17 protein-coding genes and 1 pseudogene are annotated in these 16064 nt (G+C 53.9%); 12 read left to right on the forward strand and 6 right to left on the reverse strand.

The genetic code is table 11. The features are described 5' to 3' along the window. Positions 1-167 precede the first annotated feature (167 nt). From AC2FGB_RS19775 to AC2FGB_RS19790, 4 genes are all read right to left on the reverse strand, one after another. Positions 168-791: a class I SAM-dependent methyltransferase gene (locus AC2FGB_RS19775; RefSeq protein WP_282027914.1), complete on the reverse strand. Its 624-nt coding sequence runs from the start codon at positions 789-791 to the stop codon at positions 168-170. Between the two features lie 9 nt (positions 792-800). Beyond that, a complete protein-coding gene (pssA, locus tag AC2FGB_RS19780; protein ID WP_282027913.1) occupies positions 801-1547 on the reverse strand; it encodes a CDP-diacylglycerol--serine O-phosphatidyltransferase in 747 nt (248 codons plus the stop codon). 12 nt (positions 1548-1559) lie between these two features. After that, entirely contained in the window at positions 1560-2234 is a 675-nt protein-coding gene (locus tag AC2FGB_RS19785; RefSeq protein ID WP_496690613.1) for a phosphatidylserine decarboxylase, read from the reverse strand. Positions 2235-2659: 425 nt separating this feature from the next. After that, on the reverse strand, positions 2660-3490 hold the full coding sequence (locus tag AC2FGB_RS19790; RefSeq protein WP_496694062.1) for an IS5 family transposase: 831 nt from the start codon (positions 3488-3490) through the stop codon (positions 2660-2662). Positions 3491-3688: 198 nt separating this feature from the next. Between AC2FGB_RS19790 and AC2FGB_RS19795 the strand changes: the two genes are divergently transcribed. From AC2FGB_RS19795 to AC2FGB_RS19815, 5 genes are read left to right on the forward strand one after another with little or no spacing between them, the layout of a single operon-like run. Continuing rightward, on the forward strand, positions 3689-4309 hold the full coding sequence (locus AC2FGB_RS19795) for a glutathione S-transferase family protein (RefSeq protein ID WP_085822351.1): 621 nt from the start codon (positions 3689-3691) through the stop codon (positions 4307-4309). Between the two features lie 33 nt (positions 4310-4342). Beyond that, positions 4343-5011: a cupin domain-containing protein gene (locus AC2FGB_RS19800; protein WP_496694061.1), complete on the forward strand. Its 669-nt coding sequence runs from the start codon at positions 4343-4345 to the stop codon at positions 5009-5011. Continuing rightward, complete coding sequence (locus AC2FGB_RS19805) at positions 5011-5694, forward strand: SDR family NAD(P)-dependent oxidoreductase (RefSeq protein ID WP_271952722.1); 684 nt, start codon at positions 5011-5013, stop codon at positions 5692-5694. Before AC2FGB_RS19800 ends, AC2FGB_RS19805 begins: the two co-directional genes overlap by 1 nt. A 3-nt stretch (positions 5695-5697) precedes the next feature. Continuing rightward, positions 5698-6756, forward strand: coding sequence for a flavin monoamine oxidase family protein (locus tag AC2FGB_RS19810; RefSeq protein ID WP_496694060.1), 1059 nt, complete (start codon positions 5698-5700; stop codon positions 6754-6756). 3 nt (positions 6757-6759) lie between these two features. After that, positions 6760-7329: a TetR/AcrR family transcriptional regulator gene (locus AC2FGB_RS19815; protein WP_142640372.1), complete on the forward strand. Its 570-nt coding sequence runs from the start codon at positions 6760-6762 to the stop codon at positions 7327-7329. Positions 7330-7702: 373 nt separating this feature from the next. On the opposite strand, the pseudogene AC2FGB_RS19820 reads toward AC2FGB_RS19815, so the two are convergent. Together AC2FGB_RS19820 and AC2FGB_RS19825 are read right to left on the reverse strand one after the other, a co-directional pair. After that, positions 7703-8412, reverse strand: a pseudogene (locus tag AC2FGB_RS19820) (IS5 family transposase). Positions 8413-8532: 120 nt separating this feature from the next. Continuing rightward, the gene (locus AC2FGB_RS19825) at positions 8533-9204 is read right to left on the reverse strand and encodes a GntR family transcriptional regulator (RefSeq protein ID WP_496710150.1); all 672 of its coding nucleotides are present in this window, start codon (positions 9202-9204) and stop codon (positions 8533-8535) included. A 350-nt stretch (positions 9205-9554) separates the two neighbouring features. Here AC2FGB_RS19825 and AC2FGB_RS19830 point away from each other — a divergent pair, with 350 nt between their 5' ends. The 7 genes from AC2FGB_RS19830 (at position 9555) to uxuA (ending at position 15796) form a co-directional block, all read left to right on the forward strand. Then, a complete protein-coding gene (locus AC2FGB_RS19830) occupies positions 9555-10538 on the forward strand; it encodes a TRAP transporter substrate-binding protein (RefSeq protein WP_496694059.1) in 984 nt (327 codons plus the stop codon). 93 nt (positions 10539-10631) lie between these two features. Continuing rightward, entirely contained in the window at positions 10632-11126 is a 495-nt protein-coding gene (locus AC2FGB_RS19835; RefSeq protein ID WP_142640369.1) for a TRAP transporter small permease, read from the forward strand. Continuing rightward, positions 11123-12433: a TRAP transporter large permease gene (locus tag AC2FGB_RS19840; RefSeq protein WP_271952730.1), complete on the forward strand. Its 1311-nt coding sequence runs from the start codon at positions 11123-11125 to the stop codon at positions 12431-12433. Before AC2FGB_RS19835 ends, AC2FGB_RS19840 begins: the two co-directional genes overlap by 4 nt. A gap of 96 nt (positions 12434-12529) precedes the next feature. Further along, entirely contained in the window at positions 12530-13273 is a 744-nt protein-coding gene (locus AC2FGB_RS19845; RefSeq protein WP_271952733.1) for an SDR family NAD(P)-dependent oxidoreductase, read from the forward strand. 18 nt (positions 13274-13291) lie between these two features. Continuing rightward, positions 13292-13603 (forward strand): cupin domain-containing protein, encoded by a 312-nt coding sequence (locus AC2FGB_RS19850; RefSeq protein WP_281973965.1) that lies wholly within the window; start codon positions 13292-13294, stop codon positions 13601-13603. Positions 13604-13608: 5 nt separating this feature from the next. Further along, complete coding sequence (locus tag AC2FGB_RS19855) at positions 13609-14529, forward strand: sugar kinase (protein WP_281973966.1); 921 nt, start codon at positions 13609-13611, stop codon at positions 14527-14529. A gap of 31 nt (positions 14530-14560) precedes the next feature. Next, positions 14561-15796 carry a mannonate dehydratase gene (gene uxuA / locus AC2FGB_RS19860; RefSeq protein WP_496690607.1) on the forward strand — a complete coding sequence of 412 codons (1236 nt, stop codon included), beginning with the start codon at positions 14561-14563 and terminating at the stop codon, positions 15794-15796. The last annotated feature ends 268 nt before the right edge of the window (positions 15797-16064 follow it).

Genomic DNA, 16064 nt, shown 5'->3' on the forward strand with positions numbered 1-16064 from the left:
TGCCGTAACTTCGAGACAATCTCTTCCGGCTTCGGTCTCTTGTTTGCCATTCTAGGTCCTCCGTTTCCTAAACATAACGGGGGACCAGTTCAGTTGGGGAGGCTCAAGAAAAGCTGGTGTTGCTCAGTTTCCTGTTTGCAGTCGTACCAAGTTCTTTCACTGAACAGTTACGTGACAACTGATTTTTTCAGTACCAAAAATGTCATCATCCCCAGAGGTGGAAGGGTTCTTTGCTCCTCTACGGCAAGCGCATCCTCTTGCAGTACTGTTTCAATATCGAAATCAGAATGCCAGCCAATCGTATTTGCGACCGGAGCAATCGCGCGTTCCAAGGATGCGAGCAACCCCCGCTTTCGTTGGAAATGGTTGGTAATTACTACTTTTCCACCCGGTTTACAGACCCGTGCTATTTCCGCCATTACCCTTTCCGGTTCCGGTACGACGGATAGCACGTGCATTGCCGCAACCGTATCGAAATAGTTGTCTGGAAAATCAAGCGTGCGCGCATCCATTTGCCTCAGCTCGGCAACATGGTTCAGCGATAGATCTTTTGCTTTGTCGCGCGCCTTTTGCAGCATGTCCTCACTGAAATCGATTCCGGTCACTTGCGTTTCGGGCCCGTAATGTTCCAGCGAAAGTCCGGTGCCGACGCCAACCTCCAGAACTTTGCCTGGACGTCTATTGATAAAATCAACCGCCTGCTGCCGCCCGACATTGGTAACTGCCCCAAACGTCTTGTCGTAGATGGGGGCCCAGCGAGCATAGGAAGTTTGAACGGCTTTGATGTCCATATCGAGTCCTTAACGGTTAGAAGGTATTCCCCTGTCGAGCCACGCCCAGGCGACCGTACCCACATATCCGAAACAAAGCACAATCAACGTAGCCCAGGCGAAAGTCAGCAATGCGGCCCCCGCAACAGCGACACCGATGAGAAAAAACTTTGCGTTCTCGCGCGAGATTCGCGTCGTCTTGAATGACCAGGTCGGTATTTGGCTGATAAGCAGAAGACCTATGATCACCATATAAAGGCAAATCAATATACTGGGCAGCAAAGGGGCATCGGCGAAGGCGAAGGACAGATACATTGGCAACATGACAAGCAGCGCCCCTGCAGGGGCGGGGACTCCCTCGAAATAGGCCCCATCTTGATCGCAGGTTTCGGATTTGCCGCCCACATTGAACCGGGCAAGTCGCATGACGCAGCACACCGCAAAAAACAGAACCGCAATCCAAGCCGCACTGCGTATATCCTGCAAGGCCCAGAAATAAAGAACGAGCGGTGGGGCGACCCCGAAGTTCAAGAAATCTGCAAGTGAGTCCAGTTCGGCCCCCAGTTTGCTGTCACTGCTGAGAAGGCGCGCAATACGGCCATCCAGCCCATCCAGCACACAGGCGGCAATTATCAACTGGACAGCGAGCACGTAATTGCCCTGAACGCCAAATCTGATTGCCGACAGGCCCGCGCATATGGCCGTTATGGTCAACGCATTGGGCAACAAGTGGATCAGCGCAAACTCGGTCTCTTCCTGTTTGGATGGTTTTGCCACTGATCCAGTTACCTACTTTTCTTCAAGGGTGGGCAAACTGGCAAGGACGGTTTCGCCCGCAATCATCGTTTGCCCTACACGCACTTGTAGGACCACGCCATCAGGAAGATAAACATCCAGCCGAGACCCGAAGCGGATCAATCCAAATCGTTCGCCAGTTTGCATCGCTGCGCCTGGCTTCACGAAGCAGACGATCCGTCTGGCCACGAGGCCGGCAATCTGGACAACAGCCAGATCCTGACCGTTTTTCATACGAATGCGCAGGCTGTTGCGCTCATTATCAGCACTGGCCTTATCCAGGGATGCGTTGAAAAACTTGCCGGGGCGATATGCAACAGCGGTAATCTCACCTTCAATTGGCGTGCGGTTCACATGACAGTTGAAGACACTCATGAACACACTGACACGGGTGAGAGGCGTGTCAGGCATCCCAAGCTCGTTCGGCGGCACCGCCGCTTCGATCAGCGAAACCACCCCGTCCGCTGGGCTGACGATCAACCCTTCTCCTGTGGGTGGCACGCGTTCCGGGTCGCGAAAGAAATAGTAGCACCAGATCGTGAGGCCGACACCAAACCAGCCCAGAATGTTAGACAGGAGAAACAGACCGACCGTAACGGCGGCAAAGATCGCGACAAACCGAATACCTTCCGGGTGCATCGGTTTGATGAACGTATCGCGCATGCGCATCGCAATCTTTCCCCTAGGTCAACTGATTGAACTTCATAAGTGGATTGGTAGGGAAGGCAAGTGGGACTATTGCGGTGGGCAAAGATTGATGGCGGGGTGTTACAATTTTATGGGTTCTACTGACAGCTTTTTTGATGCCCAGGTATCGGCGGTTGGACTAGGCGCCAGATTTCCGTTGTGGCATTCCACGACCGTGTTGCATGGATCAGGTTTGAGACGAATTTGCCCCATACCCCATCACGTTAGAAGACGCGTTCGTACTCCGCACGATTGAGAGATGTCATGCGGTTGAGCGCTTTTGATGCAATTTTCGCTTCAGCTATTTGCCGGTCGAGATCACACGCTTGCAGGCGATCGCCGATAACTTGTTTCCATCTGCCGATCTAGGCTTCAACCCGTGATCGCTGGTTGTCTCCCGTCTCACTTTACCAGTCCATTCTGCCATGTTCAGCGATGGTATCGATGTGTTGATTGCGCCGTGCATTCTCGCCGCGAACCGCGTTTTTAGGTGGGGGTATAATGATCTCAATCCTGGATCCGAACTTGTCCAACAGACAGTCTGCAACACATTGGCCGTCATATGCTCCATCCGCCAGAAAGCGGTTCACATCAACATCCATGTCAGCTAGCAAATCTGGCAGTGCCGTTTCATTGCCCACGTGTTCGGTGGTCAATTCCGTTGCAGCGATATCACCGGTTTCCGGGTCAAGCCTGATGTGGAGCTTGCGCCATGTTTTGCGCGCCTTCCTGATGCCGTGTTTTTCTCCATGCCAGCCCTTGTCGCCACGCACTTTCAGGTCTGTGCTGTCCACAATGAGGGTGATTGGCTTATTTGCGTCTCGCCGGTTTTGGACAATCTTCATCCGCTTACCGCGTCGCGACAAGGTCGAGAAGTCCGGTACTACGAGGTCAATGCCCATCAGCCTGGCAATCGACCGCATGAAACTCTGAGTTTGTCTGAGCGGAAGTCGAAACACGACCCGCAGAGTGAGACTGATCTCGATTGCCAGATCTGAATAAAGCGATTGACCGCCGCGTGTCTTGCGGCGTGGCGAAGCCCAGTTCTTCACAACATCATCAGAAACCCAGATCGTCACATCACCTCGACGCCGGAGACTTTCGTCGTATTCCGAGCAGTTCGTAACACGATACGTAGCCTTGGGAAACTTGTTGCGACGGGCATTGTTGAATTTGTAGGGATGTATCGCCGCTCGCGTCAGAGTGAGCGGCGGCGATATCGCGGCTCGGCGATCCATGCAACAACATCATTTTGCGGGACTTTATTGTTATTCATTAGGACGACACAAATGACCGCTTCGAAGGAAGCTGGCATCAAATCCAGACGCTGCTAAACTTATCATCGTAACGACCTTGTTATCGCAACGACCAAAATACATCTTGCCCAAGATACCTACCTACTAGTAGATAGATGTCAGTTCACAAGGAGTGACGACATGAAAATCTATGATACTGAGGGATTCCCAAACCCCGCACGTGTGCGCATTGCGCTTGCTGAAAAAGGCGCAACAGACCAGGTCCAATTCGTTCCGGTTGACGTTATGGGTGGCGAACATCGCACCGAGGCCTTCAAAGCCAAGAACCCCGATGCCGTTGTGCCCTGCCTTGAGCTGGCGGACGGTACACATATTTCGCAGTGCAATGCGATTACAGAATACATCGACAACCATTTCGAAGGCCCGTCGCTGACCGGAGAGACACCAAAACAACGTGCGCAAATTTCGATGATGAACCTGCGTGCAGAAAATGGTCTGCTGAATGCTGTGGGAACCTACTTTCACCATGCCACACCAGGTCTTGGTCCAGACCTTGAGACCTATCAATGTGCTGAATGGGGTAACAAGCAAAAGCAAGTTGCTGGTCAGACAATGGCTTACTTGGATGAAGTTCTGGCTGACAATGAATATCTGGCAGGTTCTGAGTTTTCGGTTGCTGATATCACGGCGTTTGCCGGTCTTGCCTTTGCGGACTTTGCCAAGGTCGACATTCCAGAGACACTCTCCAATCTGACGGCATGGCGTGCAAAGGTCTCGGCACGGCCCAGCATCGCAGGTTAAGGACGCGATACCACTCAAGCCGAAAGGAAAAACATGGAACTGAACGCAGACTTTAAAACACGCGTGGTTGTTCATTCTGAACAGCTTGAGTGGAACGCTTCGCCTATGCCCGGTGTGGATCGGCGTATGCTGGACCGCATCGGCGGCGAAGTTGCCCGTGCCACGACGATAGTGCGCTATGCGCCGGGCAGCAAATTTTCGGAACACACCCATACAGGTGGCGAAGAATTCATCGTGCTTGATGGTGTATTTCAGGACGAACATGGCGACTTCCCCGAAGGGACATATGTGCGCAATCCTCCCACCACTGCACATACGCCGGGGTCAGAGCCGGGCTGCACGATCTTTGTAAAGCTGTGGCAGTTCGACATGGCCGACCGCATTCAGTTTCGCAAAACCATGGCCGAAGAACTGACCGATCCTGTGGATGGTGTCGCAACGGCTGAACTACACCGTGATGCGCGTGAAACAGTTACCTACAGCCACCTTGATGCAGGCGCGACACTGGAAAATACCGATGTGGGTGGGATCGAAATGCTGGTGATTGCCGGTTCCGTCACCGAAGGCAGCGATACGCTTGAAAAAGGAGCATGGCTGCGACTGCCGGAAGGCGATCAACTGTCTGCAACGGCTGGCCCTGATGGGGCAAAGCTGTGGATCAAGACGGGTCATTTGCCCCACGCCAAACCGCCTGCCGTCTGATGAGTGTTGAAAAACCTTTGGTCCTTGTGGCCGGCGCGGGGGCTGGCCTTGGTCAGTCCCTGTTGTCCCGTTTCACAAAAGATGGCTTTGCTGCCGTTGGCTTGGGACGTACGCAACCTGAAACGGTGATTGGCCAGTTCTTTGAAATGGACCTGACGGACGAGAGTGCCGTTCCCAGCATCCTGGCACAGGTTATCGCAGAACATGGCCCGCCCAAGGTTGTGATCCACAACACGAGCGAACTGATCATCGCGCCTTTCGCAGAAACCCGGCTTGCTGATTATCAACGCACGTGGGGATCGATGGTGCAGTCTGCCATTTTGCTTGCCCAATCGACACTGCAACCGATGGTCCGCGCTGGCGGTGGTACGTTCATTGTATCTGGCGCCACAGCGTCCTTGCGGGGTGGTACAAGATTCTCGGCCTTTGCCAGCGCAAAATTCGCCTTGCGCGGCCTGACGCAATCGCTTGCACGGGAGTATCAACCAGCAGGTGTTCATGTCTGCCACGCGATTCTGGACGGTATCATTGATACAGCGCGATCTCGGGACCTGCACAACCTTGATCCGGGCAAGATGATGAAGCCCGAGGACATCGCAGAGGCCTACTGTAGCCTCGCCCGCCAACCCAAATCCACATGGACGCACGAGCTAGATCTGCGCCCGGCATCCGAAGGGTTCTAGCGCATGCAAACGCTGATTGTCGGCGGCGGGTTGTCAGGACTTGTCTTAGCCGAACGTCTTGAGGCGCAAGGGCGCGACTATATGCTGATTGAGGCCCGCCCGCGGTTTGGCGGGCGAATCATGACGCAGCATCTGGAGGCAGGCTACTTTGACATGGGGCCTGCCTGGTTCTGGCCGGGCCAGCCACGTATTGCAGCTCTGATTGATCGGTTTGGTCTGACAAAGTTCGACCAATTCGCCGAGGGCGCTCAGACCTTTGAGGATGAACATGGCAACGTGCAACGCGGGCAGGGTTTTTCATCAATGGAAGGGTCATGGCGGCTAAAGGGAGGGTTGGCTGCTCTGACAGACGCATTGGCCAACTGCCTGCCGGATCATCGCAAACAGCTAAACGCGCCGGTTGTTAAACTTGACATGTCCGGCGATCAATTCATTGCAACAACGGCAAAGGGCGAACAGATCCACGCGGATCAAGCTGTCCTCGCTGTGCCCCCACGTGTTGCGGCCGAAATCGCATTTTCGCCCGCATTGTCTGCCGAAGCCGCCCAAACCATGAAAGGCATCGCGACATGGATGGCAGGTCAGGCCAAGGCTGTTGCGGTGTACGACAAACCATTCTGGCGCAAACAAGGACTGTCCGGTGATGCAATGAGCCGGAAAGGACCGATGGTCGAAATCCATGATGCATCCCCCCCTGAGGGCGGACCATACGCGCTATTTGGCTTCATCGGTGTACCGCCCCAAGGTCGCGCGGACGAACAACTGCTGCGTCAGCACCTGCACGCTCAATTAACACGGTTGTTCGGGCCTGAAGCCGCCGAGCCCCGAAAGCTCTACTTGAAAGACTGGGCCATTGATCCTTACACTGCAACTGAGGCGGATAAGATACCTCTATATGCCCATCCGACATACGGTCTACCGAAGGCGATGAGCAATCTGTGGAACGGAAAGCTGCATTTCGCAGGAACAGAGGTCGCCCCGGTTTTCGGCGGCTATATCGAAGGTGCTTTGGAAGCGGCAGAGAATGTCCTACACAGCCTAAACGACCAAAATCTTGGATAACACATGGCGACCGACACCAAGACAACTCTGCTCAATTCGGCTGAACGGGCCGCGCGCAGGCGTGGCTTTGATGGGTTCAGCTATGCCGACCTGGCCGCCGACGTCGGAATCACAAAGGCCAGCATTCACCATCATTTCGCCAGCAAGGCAGCTTTGGCCGTCGCGCTGATGCAGCGGTATTATTCAGATTTGGAAACCGCCTGTGGCGAGATTGATCAAGACCATGCAACAGGGGCGACGCGCTTGGCCGCTTTGATCAAGCGGTATCGTGGCGCACTTGAAGGTGGTCAAAGCTTGTGCCTGTGCGTGTCTTTTTCGACCAGTACAGAAAATCTGTCAGCAGACACGATTGCCGAGATGAACCGTTTTCGCACAATGATGACCGAATGGCTTGCGAGGGTATTTTCACTGGGTCAGGGCGATGGAACGATCCTACATGTTGCCGATCCGGCAGCAGAAGCCGCCGCAACACTGCCTTTGCTCGAGGGCGCACAACTGGCAGCCCGAGTGGCACAGGACCCGCAAAGGTTTGAAGCGGCAGTCCAGATTTTGTCCAAGCGATTGGTTCAATAAACCAATGCGCAACCCTTCGTCCTGACACTGGCTTTTGTCCGTTAGGACTTGAGCACGTTCAAAAACAGACATTGCTGCGCTCTGCAGCATTGGTCGTTTTGGGCCATGAACGGACCTCAGATGCGATACGGCATCGGTTGACCGCCTGCCCTACACAGATTGTGGACGGCCCGTTGCTACCATTGCCCGAGGATTAGCGATGCTGCAGTGAGGCCCGTCGGAGGAGATTGGGTGGATGGCTCCTGCTCCACCGGCATCGCAATGCGCAACAATGCAGTTGTTATCGACTGCTAGGTCATGTTGACAAATGGCGGATCCAGAGGCGGATTGAAGTGATATCCACGAAGCCGAGAAAGCTTTCGGCTGTCTTATCTTAGCGGGTAGCCACCCGCCGAGCATTCATAAGTTTGTTGAAACATCTCTCGACCAGGTTTCTTAGCCGGTAGAGAGGCCAATCCAACCCAACGCGCCTCTTTCGGGACTTTCGCATTGGGATCACCGGTCGAATGCTTCGGCTGTGCAGTTCGGTGCGAATACGGTCGGCATCGTAACGTTTGTCGGCCAGCAGCACGACTGGCTCCGGCAGGTTGTCGTCCATAACCCGATCAAATCCAAGATAGTCCGATGTCTGGCCGGGTGTGATGTCAATTCTCATCGGCAGCCCAGCGGCATTTACCCGGAGGTGGATCTTGGTTGTGAAGCCGCCTTTTGAGCGGCCAAAACCTTGTTGCGGAGTCCCCCTTTTGCGCCCGCTGCTTGATGATGGGCACGAACCACTGTACTGTCGACCATTTGAAGAGCGTCAGGAACGATCCTGCTCTCGGTCAAGGTTTCCAAAATCTTTTCCCAGAGTCCCGTGAGGGTCCAGCGTCGGAACTGTCGGTAGACACTCGACCACTTCCCAAACTCGTCAGGCAAGTCTCGCCATGGGGCACCAGTACGTGCAATCCAGAAAACGCCATCAAGAACAAGGCGGTGATTGGTAGGTCTGCGCCCATTCGGGGCACGGACCGAAAGGATGAACCGTTCAAAGAACGCCCACTCCTCGTCCGGCATTAGATTTCGTGCCAAGCTGGCCTCCATCGCAGATACCGGCTTGAATAACGATCAGAGGTCGTTGTGAATCCCTTTTGTCAACACGACCTAATATGTATGAATTTAGACTAGGGCGATGAGGCGAAAAGCCATCCGAAATCTAGCTACCTATTCATCAAAGTATGCGTTATGCGTTGTGTAGATTGCCTGAATGGTTGGCGTCAAACGGTCAAGATGCGTACGAAGAACTTGATCCGCCGCCCAGGCATCCCCGCTGAACAGGGCCTTTAAAAGAGATTGATGATCCAGATACAAATCATCCATTGCTTCTTTGCTGGTTAACGCCAGCATGCAAAGGCGGTCAACCTGCGCTTTGTTTTCGGCGATGATTTCAAACGCAAACGCCTGTTTGGCCGAGGCGCAAAGCAGTTTGTGAAACTGGTAGTCCAGATCATGGAACAAATTGACATCTTCTGCTGAGATTGCATCCGCCTGTTCACGAAGGTTAGCTTTTAATGCCGCGTCTACCGACTTGTCGCGATCTGACACGGCAGTGCGGATGACCTCCAATTCGACTGCGGCACGCACAAAGCGGGCATTCGCGATGAGCTGGCGTGAGAACGGTCGAACAACTGTCGCGCGTTGTGGCCGCACCAAAAGGAGATTGAGGTTGGAAAGTCGCGTGAAAGCCTCGCGCACAGGCTGGCGTGAAAACCCGAATGATTTCGCAACATCCGTTTCGGATATCTTTGTCCCTGGAAGCAGCTCCAGGCGGGTGATTTGTCCAAACAGTTCGTCAAAGACAACATCGCTACTCGTCGTACGTTCAAGGTTTCCCAAAGCTGCCATTTTTTGTTTTCCAACCTCTGTTTGGCGACATTGTGGCAGATCAGAGAGAGAATTAATAGAGCAAATTAGGATACTAGGTTACATTATATTCATTGTTCTAAAAGGAAAATATCACATATCTAAATAGCATCTAGAAAATTTATGTTGACTAGTATCCCAGTTATCGTGTTGGGTGTGCCCATCAACGAGGGCGGAGCAAGTGTGCTAGCTGGGAGGAAATCAGATCATCCAAATTGGGGTGAAGGCTGATCTGGCGTGACCACTTGTAAGGTTTCGAACACGATCGCCGGTCAAAGACGACTGGAAGAAAACAAGACCTGAACCTGATCTGGGAGGATAGAATGTTCAATTTTTCACTAAAGACGTTGGCTGTGACGGCTGTTTTGTTGGGCGGGGTTTCGACCGCGCAAGCTGATGTCACACTGCGCGGGGCAAGCATGTTTGATGAAGAACATGCATTCACTAAGACCTTGCGCGAGTTTGAACGACTGGTCGCAGAGAAATATGATGGCGAGGTCGATTTTGATCTGCGCCTGAATGGTGAGCTTGGGGTTGAATCCGATTACGTCACCTACCTCAACCAAGGTGTCGCCGTAGATTATACGATCCTTGCCCCGTCCAACATGGCGGTGTTTTCAGAGTCCATTCCTTTGATGGATATGCCTTTCCTGTTCCGTGATCTTGAACACTGGGATGCGGTCCTTTCGTCGGATGCGCTGAAACCCCTTGAGGACGATCTGCGCGAAGCTGCAGGTATCGTGATTGTTGGGTATCATGGCGGCGGTGTGCGGAACCTGGCCTCAGCCGAGCCCATCACAAACATGGATGAACTTGCCGGACACCGCATGCGCGTCATGGGGGCCCCAATTCAGGCCCAGACATTCTCAGCTGTTGGCGCGGCACCATCTGCCATTGCCTACAACGAAGTCTATAACGCAATCCAAACAGGCGTTATTGCCGGATTTGAGAATGAAGCGGCCTCGATCCAGAACCTGAAGTTCTACGAAGTTGCGCCGCATGTCTCATTGACCCAGCACACGATCACCGTGCGCCCAATTGTGATGTCAGCAAAAATCTTCGATGAACTGCCTGCTGAGTTGCAAGCTGCTATCATGGATGCTGGCGCCGAGGCCGGTGCATTTGGTCGCGCACTAGAGAGCGGTCAGGATGGTGAAAAACTTCAAGCAATGATCGACGCAGGTCAGATCGAAGTGCATGAGTTCGAGGGTCGCGAGAAAATGCTGGAACTGGTTCAGCCAGTGCAGGACGCCTATGCCGAAGAGCTGGGGGCGACAGAACTGCTCAACAACGTTCGCGGAATGTGATCTCCCAGCTGACGGGCGAGTAAGTAATCAAACTCGCCCGTTGGCATAAATCCCGATGCGCTTGGCGCGTCACATTGCGATGTAGGGTGGAACATGCTTGGAAAATATCTGGATAGGTTCTGCACTGGGCTTCGTATATTGCTTGGCGTGATGATGGGGGCATTGGCGATACCGGTCGCGATGCAAGTTGTCTCTCGCTACACCGGTTTGATCCCAACTTATCTTTGGACCGAAGAACTGGCGACGTTCCTGTTCGTCTGGATTGTGATGATTGGGTCTATTGTCGCTGTTTGGGACGGCACCCATTTTGACGTTCGGATTACCCGCAACGCAATGAGACCGCTGCCACGTTTGTTCCAAGACGGCATCGTTCACGTTGCCATCATGATTTTTGGGGCGTTCTTCCTGTTTTACGGCATCGAATACACCGAATTTGGGGGCAAACAGCGGTCGGTAATGATGCGTGCAAATCTTGCGATTACGCACATCTCGGTCCCGATTGCCGGAGGGTTTTGGTTTCTCCTGTCAGGCTACCGGTTGTCCGAAACCATCGCGAAATATCTAAACCGAGAGAGCAGCCAGACATGATCCTCGATACTGCAACTGCCGCCACGATGCTTATTGCTGGCTTTCTGGTGCTGATTTTCATCCGCATCCCAGTGGCATTCGCATTGGGTTTGGCGACCCTCCCGGTTGTGTTGCTTGAGCTGCGGCTGACCCCGTTCATCGTGCTGGATCGGATGTTCCAATCCTATAACTCCTTCATCTTATTGGCCGTTCCATTCTTTCTACTGGCGGCCAACCTGATGAATTCCGGCAAAGTAACCGACCGGCTGATCGAACTGGCCCGTGTGCTAACCGGCTGGATGCCCGGCGGATTGGGTCATGTAAATGTCGCTGTGTCGATGCTGTTCGCAGGTATCTCAGGGTCTTCTACAGCAGATGCGGCGGGTATCGGAAAAATCCTGATCCCTGCCATGCAGAAAGAAGGATACGATACACGGTTTGCCGTTGCCATTACCGCCTGCTCTTCGGTGATGGGGGTCATCATCCCACCATCGATCCTGATGATCGTCTGGGGCGGCGTCATGCAGGTCTCTGTCGGCGCGTTGTTTCTGGGTGGTGCAATTCCGGGCCTGATGATTGGCCTTGCCTTGATGGCCACTGTCTATGGCTTCGCAAAAGCCCGCAATTACCCGGTGACAGCGACGCCTAATTGGGGTGAGTTCTGGGCCGCTTGGAAAGGTGCTGCACTGGCTCTTTTGACGCCGGTCTTTGTGATTGGCGGTATCGTGGGCGGCCTCGTCACACCAACTGAAAGTGCAATCATCGCGGCGGGTTACGCGCTGATCCTGGGTATGTTTGTCTATCGGACGGTCACTGTCAGAGATTTGGGTACGATCCTCTATGACACCGCACGCTTTGCAGCCATTTCACTGTTTGCGATCGGCACTGCGTCGGCATTCGGCTGGCTACTGTCGTTCTACGATGCGCCGCGCCTGATTGTCAGTGTTCTGACTGCTTGGGAGTTCGGGGCATTTGGAACGGCTATCTTGATTGCCCTGCTGTTTCTTCTCTTTGGCCTGTTCATCGATGCAATCCCGACAATCATCATTCTTGGCACGGTTCTGATGCCCGTGGCGCAGGCGGGTGGGGTTGATCCGATCGCCTTCGCTATCATCGGCATTGTCTCGCTTGCCTTCGGGCTGGTGACACCGCCATACGGCTTGTGTTTGCTCATCTCTGCAGCGATCGGTGGCCTGAATGTTGTGCAAGTCCTGCGTGAGGTCGTGCTTATCCTTGCCCCAATGCTGGTCATCCTCATTCTGTTGGCGGCATTCCCCGAAATCATTCTGTGGCTCCCAAAGGCAGTTATGCCGGGGGCGTTCCGATAATGGCGTCTCAACTTGCGCTGTGAGCGCTCTGAGAGGGCAGCCAACTGAAATCCGTGACACAAGCGAAGCTGGCGCTTTGTAATAGGAAGGACCGACATGAAACTTGCAGGTAAAACCGCCATTGTAACCGGAGGAGGCCGTGATATTGGCCGCGCGGTTGCGATCAAACTCGCCTCTGAAGGCGCAAATGTTGCGATCAACTATTTTTCCAGCTCAAACGGCGCGGATGAAGCTGTTGCCGCAATCGAAGCCAACGGCGGTAAGGCGATTGCCGTGCAGGGCGACCTGAACAAGAAGGCGGATGTTGACGCGCTTGTGTATCGCACGGTCGAAACCTTTGGCGGCGTCGATATTCTGGTCAATAATGCAGGCGGTCTGATCGCCCGCAAAACCATTGCGGAAATGTCTGTTGAACATTGGGACGCCGTGATGAGCCTGAATCTGACCAGCACATTCCTGATGACGCAGGCTTGCCTGTCCAGGATGACGTCTGGAACTATCGTCAATCTCGCCAGTCAGGCCGGGCGCGATGGTGGTGGACCGGGTGCCGTCGCCTATGCCACAGCCAAGGGCGCGGTCATGACCATGACACGCGGTTTGGCAAAAGAGGTCGGCCCCGACATTCGTGTGAATGCACTTTGTCCTGGCATGATCGATACCGATTTTCACAATGTTCATACACCTGATGCTGGTCGACGCGGCTTTGAAGCCAACGCACCGCTAAAGCGTCAGGGTCATGTCGATGACGCTGCAAATCTCGTTTTATTTCTGGCCTGCGAGGACAGTGCCTTCATCACGGGCGCAAACATTGATCTCAACGGTGGCATGCTGTTTTCCTAACAAGCAAGGAGAGAACCTGTGCCCAATTTCCCGATCGTCTCTACAGGTGAACATGTCACGCGGCAGGTGCTATCTGATCATCCTGACCTCATGGTTGTTGCCTTCCGGTTTTACGCGACCGGGGCGATTGGTGCCCTACACAGCCATCCGCATGTGCAGGCGACCTATGTCGAAAGCGGTCGATTTCGGTTTACGTTGGGTGAGCACGAACAAGAGTTTGGCCCCGGTGAAAGCTTTGTCATCCCGCCCGGCCAAACCCATGGCTGCACATGCCTGGAACCTGGGACATTGGTCGACAGTTTCACGCCCCGCCGCGATGATTTTCTGTAACTGATATGCGTGTACTGGCAATCGGCGAATGCATGGCAGAACTTGCCCCATCTGAACGGGTTGGTGAATTCAAGCTTGGTTTTGCGGGCGATACCTTCAATACAGCATGGTATCTTGCACAAATCGCCGCAGATATCGACGTCAACTATCTGACGGCTGTCGGAGATGATGCGATTTCGCAGGATCTGCGGGCGTTCATGAAAGACAGCAGGATATCCGACACGCACGTCCAAGTCATTGCGGGCAAAACGATTGGGCTATATCTCATCCATCTCAGCAATGGTGAGCGCAGTTTTTCATACTGGCGCAGCGACTCTGCCGCCAGGCAACTTGCGGTCGACGAGATTGCACTCGGGCGGGCAGTTAAGGGCGCAGACTTAATCTACTTTTCTGGAATAACCCTCGCTATTCTCGATCCACAATCACGCGAAATTCTGTTAATTGCGTTGCGTCGTGCACGTGCATCCGGAACGACTGTTGCCTTTGATACAAATCTAAGACCACAGCTTTGGTCTACGCCGCAGGAAATGACAGACACAGTTATGAAAGCTGCTGCGCAATCCGATATCGTTCTGCCATCTTATGATGACGAAGCCGTATGGTTCGGGGACGGCGATTCAATTGCGACGTTGGATCGGTATGCAAAGGCTGGTGTCGATCAGATTGTCGTCAAGAACAGCGCGCAGCCTGTGGTTTTTCAAAAAGCAGGTCAACGTGGAGAGGTAGGCGTTGATCCAGCGAGGGGCATTGTCGATACCACTGCGGCAGGGGACAGTTTCAATGCAGGTGTCTTGGTAAGCGTTGTTAGGCAGGATGATTTGGCAACAGGCATACGCAAGGGGTGTCGTCTGGCAGGCCATGTCGTCCGTCACAAAGGCGCACTCGTCCCGGTTAACTTAGATCTTGGTAAGGATGAGACGGGTTAGTGATACGTCTTGATCAAGGAGTAGCAAGATCATGAAACAGACTTGGCGCTGGTTTGGCCCTTCTGATGCGATCTCCATTGGCGAAATCAGGCAAACCGGTGCAACCGGCATCGTCTCAGCCTTGCACCATGTTCCAACAGGAGAGGTTTGGTCAGTCGAGCACATCAAAGAGCGGCAGCAACAGATTGAGCAGCCCGGAGGCGTTCCATCTGGATTGACCTGGGACGTTGTTGAAAGCGTTCCGGTGTCCGAAGCGATCAAATCGCAAACCGGCCCGGTAAGGCAACACCTTGAAATGTACAAGGAAAGCCTACGTAATTTGGCCGAATGTGGCATTCACACAGTCTGCTACAACTTCATGCCAGTGCTGGATTGGACGCGTACAGACCTGAGCCATCCGCTGCCACATGGTGGGCACGCAATGCGGTTTGATCTCTTGGATTTTGTCATGTTCGATTGTTTCATCCTATGCAGGCAACGCGCGGAGCAAGATTATTCAGCGGTGATCATAGAAGCCGCACGGGCCCGGTTTGCAGATCTGGGTGATGGAGATCGCCTGAAACTGTCGAACAATATCGTCGCTGGTTTGCCGGGGGCGAACGACAATTGGTCTCTTGAGGACGTGAAACGAAACCTCGACGCATATGTTGGCGTGACGCCCGAAACCCTCCGCTCCAACCTGGTTGATTTCCTTTCCGAGGTTGTTCCAACGGCCGAAGACCTCGGCGTCCGGCTCTGTTGCCATCCAGATGACCCACCTTTTCCACTGCTTGGGCTTCCACGGGTCATGTCGTCGCAAAGTGATTACGCGACCGTGTTGGATGCCGTTGACAGCCCGGCAAACGGAGCAACGCTATGCACCGGGTCATTGGGTGTTGCCGAAGACTTCGACCCAGTATCCTTCATTGCTCAGCTCGGCCATCGGATCCACTTTGTACATCTTCGCAATACCGTGCGGGACGGTTCAAGCGACCGCAATCGCCATAGTTTTTCCGAGTCCGAACATTTGGCCGGAGACACAGATATGGTTGCAACAATTCGCGCCTTGATGGTCGAAGAAACGCGGCGCCGCAATCAGGGGCGATCAGATTATGAGATTCCCATGCGCCCGGACCATGGCCACGCTTTGCTGAACGATCTCGCTCGTCCTTCCCAGCCCGGCTACCCGCTCATAGGCAGAATGCGCGGCCTCGCCGAACTGCGCGGTGTTATGCACGGTTGCACTTTGATTTCACCTGGGTCCGATGCCAATATTCGCGGCATTTAAGCGAGCGTCTGCTCCTCCGGACAGATCAGACCTTTTGCTGGGCTTGATGATACCAGTATGTGATCAGAAGACGACAGTAACCTGTCGGCAGAAGTCCGCTGTGTGCGCGCTTTGGGTCTTGAGCGGTTGAAAATGCTGCGCTTTGCATGAAGGTCCGGTTCGAGGAAACCGGTTGGTCGAACTGTTGGCGCCTAGGGTCAGGACTCATAGCCAATAGATGACGAGAGCTGCGATGGCGATTGCTGAGAGGAAGACCTTCGGGCACCTG

The sequence above is a fragment of the Ruegeria sp. CDSC021 genome, assembly GCF_059610845.1.

Coding starts and splice junctions, on each gene's coding strand:
- AC2FGB_RS19775 (WP_282027914.1), bottom strand. CDS start 791: ATGGACATCAAAGCCGTTCAAACTTCCTATGCTCGCTGGGCCCCCATC.
- AC2FGB_RS19785 (WP_496690613.1), bottom strand. CDS start 2,234: ATGCGCATGCGCGATACGTTCATCAAACCGATGCACCCGGAAGGTATT.
- AC2FGB_RS19790 (WP_496694062.1), bottom strand. CDS start 3,490: ATGGATCGCCGAGCCGCGATATCGCCGCCGCTCACTCTGACGCGAGCG.
- AC2FGB_RS19795 (WP_085822351.1), top strand. CDS start 3,689: ATGAAAATCTATGATACTGAGGGATTCCCAAACCCCGCACGTGTGCGC.
- AC2FGB_RS19800 (WP_496694061.1), top strand. CDS start 4,343: ATGGAACTGAACGCAGACTTTAAAACACGCGTGGTTGTTCATTCTGAA.
- AC2FGB_RS19805 (WP_271952722.1), top strand. CDS start 5,011: ATGAGTGTTGAAAAACCTTTGGTCCTTGTGGCCGGCGCGGGGGCTGGC.
- AC2FGB_RS19810 (WP_496694060.1), top strand. CDS start 5,698: ATGCAAACGCTGATTGTCGGCGGCGGGTTGTCAGGACTTGTCTTAGCC.
- AC2FGB_RS19815 (WP_142640372.1), top strand. CDS start 6,760: ATGGCGACCGACACCAAGACAACTCTGCTCAATTCGGCTGAACGGGCC.
- AC2FGB_RS19830 (WP_496694059.1), top strand. CDS start 9,555: ATGTTCAATTTTTCACTAAAGACGTTGGCTGTGACGGCTGTTTTGTTG.
- AC2FGB_RS19835 (WP_142640369.1), top strand. CDS start 10,632: ATGCTTGGAAAATATCTGGATAGGTTCTGCACTGGGCTTCGTATATTG.
- AC2FGB_RS19840 (WP_271952730.1), top strand. CDS start 11,123: ATGATCCTCGATACTGCAACTGCCGCCACGATGCTTATTGCTGGCTTT.
- AC2FGB_RS19845 (WP_271952733.1), top strand. CDS start 12,530: ATGAAACTTGCAGGTAAAACCGCCATTGTAACCGGAGGAGGCCGTGAT.
- AC2FGB_RS19855 (WP_281973966.1), top strand. CDS start 13,609: ATGCGTGTACTGGCAATCGGCGAATGCATGGCAGAACTTGCCCCATCT.
- uxuA (WP_496690607.1), top strand. CDS start 14,561: ATGAAACAGACTTGGCGCTGGTTTGGCCCTTCTGATGCGATCTCCATT.